The 3,652-nt window shown below is 70.3% G+C and carries 5 protein-coding genes; 1 reads left to right on the forward strand and 4 read right to left on the reverse strand.

The genetic code is table 11. From position 1 onward, the window contains the following. On the forward strand, positions 1-192 hold a 192-nt coding region (locus AB0H82_RS36280), incomplete at its 5' end, for a chorismate synthase (protein ID WP_362994738.1). Between the two features lie 141 nt (positions 193-333). Here the strand turns inward: AB0H82_RS36280 and AB0H82_RS36285 are convergent. From AB0H82_RS36285 to AB0H82_RS36300, 4 genes are all read right to left on the reverse strand, one after another. Further along, complete coding sequence (locus AB0H82_RS36285) at positions 334-849, reverse strand: hypothetical protein (RefSeq protein WP_362999810.1); 516 nt, start codon at positions 847-849, stop codon at positions 334-336. Positions 850-1,022: 173 nt separating this feature from the next. Beyond that, positions 1,023-2,210, reverse strand: a complete 1,188-nt coding sequence (locus AB0H82_RS36290; RefSeq protein ID WP_362999811.1) for a phage tail sheath C-terminal domain-containing protein — start codon at positions 2,208-2,210, stop codon at positions 1,023-1,025. Positions 2,211-2,223: 13 nt separating this feature from the next. Continuing rightward, positions 2,224-3,261 carry a methyltransferase gene (locus tag AB0H82_RS36295; RefSeq protein WP_362999812.1) on the reverse strand — a complete coding sequence of 346 codons (1,038 nt, stop codon included), beginning with the start codon at positions 3,259-3,261 and terminating at the stop codon, positions 2,224-2,226. A gap of 58 nt (positions 3,262-3,319) precedes the next feature. After that, on the reverse strand, positions 3,320-3,652 hold a 333-nt coding region (locus tag AB0H82_RS36300; RefSeq protein WP_362999813.1), incomplete at its 5' end, for a PhzA/PhzB family protein.

The raw sequence follows: 3,652 nt of genomic DNA on the forward strand, positions 1-3,652 counted from the left end.
GTCACCGGTGAGGCGGCGAAGGCGCACCACCAGCGCTCCGACGTGTGTGCGGTGCCGGCGGCCGGCATCGTGGCGGAGGCCATGGTCGCGCTCGTTCTGGCCGACGCGGTCGCCGAGAAGTTCGGTGGCGACAGCGTGCCCGAGACGCGGCGCAACGTGGAGTCCTACCTCGACAACCTCCAGATCCGGTGACCTGACGAAGTGGCTGAGGCGGCCACGGCAGGCGCTGAGATTCCACGCGTGCCGTGACCGCCTCGCCTCTACTCCTCCGGCTCACGCCCTACCCTGCTCTCTCCCGCTGAGCAGGCCGAGCGTTCCGCTGAGCCGTCAGGCCTAGGCGGCTTCCTTGCGCTGGCGGTCCATGAGGTGCCGCAGGACGAGCCATTCCCGTACCTCCCAGGAGTGTCCCGCCGAGCAGCTGATGCTGCTGCTGTTCCTTCCGGCGGCCCCTGCGCCGCGCGGACTCTGCGCCCTCTGCGGATTCTGCGGTGAGGCGACGATCGTTCCCGTGCAGCTGTCCACCACGCACTGTCTGGTGAGCGGGTCGCCGTCGCCGCGGTCGGGTTCGATGACGCGGAGCAGTTCGACGTGGAGGCCGTGGATCTCCTCCGCGAAGTCCGGGGCCGGGGGCTGGGCCGTGAGCCACTCCAAGTGGAGCAGAAGGAAGCAGGCGAGGTGGGGGACGGAGCGAGTCGGGGGAGTGGTCCCGAGTTCCTCCGCGACATAGCCCGCCCATGACTCCAGGATGGCGACGATATTGCTTCTGGCGTCGAGTGCCGAGACGTTCAGGTGGTCCCGCCTGCGGCTCCCGGACACCTTCGTCGGATTGCGTCGCCGTGAAGTCGCCATGACGTGGTGCAGGCCTTCCTGGTGAAGGCCGGGCAGCGCACGCAGATCAAGCTCCAGCTTTTTGATGCAGGGGTCACAGAGCGGGTGGTCCGTGGCGGCCCTTATTCCCTGTCTGTGGTTCCGCGCGCATGAATTCTGTGCGCATGAGTGACTCTCCATACTGAAATCTCTCCTCAGCTGATTCTGTTCCCGATGTCGTGCTGAACGCGGAAAGTGACGAATTCGGCCGGCCGTACGACGGCGAGGCCGACGTCGAGGTTCACCCGGCCCCGCGCCATGTCCTCGCGGGTGTTGTTGGTGTCGTCGCAGATGACCTCGAACGCCTCGGCCGCGGACCGGCCGGGCAGTGCCCCCTGGCGCCACAGGCCCTTGAGGAACGTGGTGGCCGACTGGCGCATCAGCGCCCGCAGCCGGGCGCTGTTCGTGTCGAAGGCGGCCCACCGGGTGCCCCGTTCGAGCGAGGCGCGCGCGTGGTTCACCAGGCGGCGGACGCTGAGCTCGGTCCAGTCGGGGTCGGTGGACAGCGTGCGCGCCCCGAGCACCCGGATGCCCTGCCCCCGGACGAACCGCAGGCAGTTCACCCCCAGCGCGCCCACCGAATCCCGCTCGCCCTCGGTGAGTTCGCGCTCGTGCTTGACCACGCCCACCAGCGCCCCCACGGGCGTCGCGTGCACACCCCGCTCGGTGTCGACGCGGCAGCACATCCCCGACACATGACCGGAGGGCGGCACCAGGCGTTCGCGTCCGTCGGCCGCGGTCACGGTGATCCACGGATAGTGGACGGCGACGAACTGCGCCTCCGGCTCGGGCAGTTCGAACGGCCTGCTCCGTACATCGGCGGGTGCGAGGCCCTGCCGGGTGTGCAGCAGCGCGACCCGGTGGCCCACACGGCTGCAGTGTCCGGCGATCTCCCGCGCGATGCCGTGCGCGTCCCCCTCCACCCGCCACAGATCCGGCGCCACCACGAGGGTGATCTCCGGCAGGCGCTCCAGCCTGGCGAGGGCGGACCGGTGGGCGGCGACCCGGTCCGCGCCGTCGCCCGTCCCGACGACCCAGGCCCCGCCACCCCCGTTGCGGAAGTGGCCGAGCACGGCGTCGTGGACGAAGGAGGGCGGCTCCCCGTCGGCCCTGCGCTGCGAGAACGCCTCGATGAACTCCTGCGGATGACGGACAAAGGCCGGCTTGCCCGGCAGGCTCGGGGCGTCCCCGACGAAGGCCGCCACCGAGGTGTGCACGCCGTGGATGAAGGGCGCGCCGTGGCCCGCTCCCGGGACGCCGTCCGCTTCCCGGAGGCGGGCGCCCGGGCCGAAAGGCCCGGCGGTACTCATGGTGCGCGGTGGATTCGGCTGCTGTTGTGGCATGCGGACTCCTGGATCATGACGGTATGTCAGATGCGGCGGTGAGTACCAGTGCCGAGGTCTCCATGGGGAGTTGTACGGAACGCTCGATGGCCAGGCCCGACTGGCCCGCCAGTTCGTGGTACTCACCGATCGAGCGCTGGTGACCGCCGTTGACGACCATCAGGTGGAGGTCCCACAGCGGGGCCAGCAGGCCGGCCTTGCCGTCCTGGACGACCATCTCGATGATCACGAGGCGGGAGCGCGGGCCCATGGCCTCGCGTATGGACCGCAGCAGGCGTACGCAGTCGCCCTCCGACCAGTCGCCCAGGACCCGGGACAGGAGATAGGTGTCGGCTCCCTGCGGGATCGGGCCGGTGAACATGTCCCCGGCGACGAGCTCGGCGCGGTCGAGGCCCACCGTCTGTTCCAGGTGCGCGCGGGCGATGGGAATGTTGTGCGCCAGGTCGAGCAGGGTGCCGCGGGCCGCCGGCGCGGCACCGAGGACCGTGGACAGGAGCTGGCCGCTGCCGCCCGCGATGTCGACGACGTGCTGGTCGGCGGTGAAGTCGATGTGCTGCGGCACCGCGTCGAAGGCGAAGTTGTTCGCCTGGGCCTGCATGGCGCGCTGGAAGCGCTGGGCGGCGTCGGGGTCCTCCCCCAGATAGCCGACGAGCGAGCGCCCGTACGCCTTCTCGAAGCCGCTCCTGCCGGTACGGAACGTATCGATGGACTCCCCCCAGGCCTGGTAGAACTCCTCGCCGTAGAGCAGACACACGTCGCGCAGCGAACCGGGCCGGTCGCGCAGCAGGTCGCCCACGTCCGTGTTGCGGTAGCCGTCGTTCTCGTCACCGTCGACCACGCCCAGGCGGAGCAGCAGACGCAGCAGGCGCCGGACGGCGTCCGGGTCCGCGTCCGCGGCCTTGGCGAGCTCTGCCGGGCCCGTGTGGCCCGCCGCGATCAGATCGGGCAGCCCCAGCCTGGCCGCCGCGTAGACGGCCTGGGTGTGCCAGGCGGCGGTGATGAGGTCGATGGTGGCACGGGCCGCGGGCCGGGGGGTGTTGTCCGTGGTCATGGTCTCTCTCTTCGCGCGTAGGTACGTGGTGGGGGGTGCGGCGGATGGACCGGTGGGGTCAGGAGGGGATCCAGTCGCGTTGGATGTGGGGGGTGGGGATGTTCAGGGCCCGCATGTGTTCGATGGGGTTGGTGTATTCGCGGCTGGCGGCGATGAGTCCGTCGTGCAGGGTGAAGCCGTGGATGAAGTGGTTGCGGTAGCGGCCCTCGGGGTAGCCGGGGAAGCGGATGGTGCCCTCGCCGTCGCACTCCACCCAGATGACGGCCGGATCCTGGGTCTCGTAGAGGTGGACGTTAAACCATTCCCAGTCGGGCAGGACCTGCAGGGACAGCTCGCCGTGCCGCTTGAGGCTGTCGCGGCCCCTGACGGTGATGGGCCGGCCGATGTCGGT

Origin of the sequence: Streptomyces sp. NPDC050732 (assembly GCF_040654255.1) — a bacterium.
Lineage (GTDB): Bacteria > Actinomycetota > Actinomycetes > Streptomycetales > Streptomycetaceae > Streptomyces.

Bases quoted from the DNA above. Each gene is read 5' to 3' on its own strand.
- AB0H82_RS36285 (WP_362999810.1), bottom strand. From the start codon at position 849: ATGGCGACTTCACGGCGACGCAATCCGACGAAGGTGTCCGGGAGCCGC.
- AB0H82_RS36290 (WP_362999811.1), bottom strand. From the start codon at position 2,210: ATGCCACAACAGCAGCCGAATCCACCGCGCACCATGAGTACCGCCGGG.
- AB0H82_RS36295 (WP_362999812.1), bottom strand. From the start codon at position 3,261: ATGACCACGGACAACACCCCCCGGCCCGCGGCCCGTGCCACCATCGAC.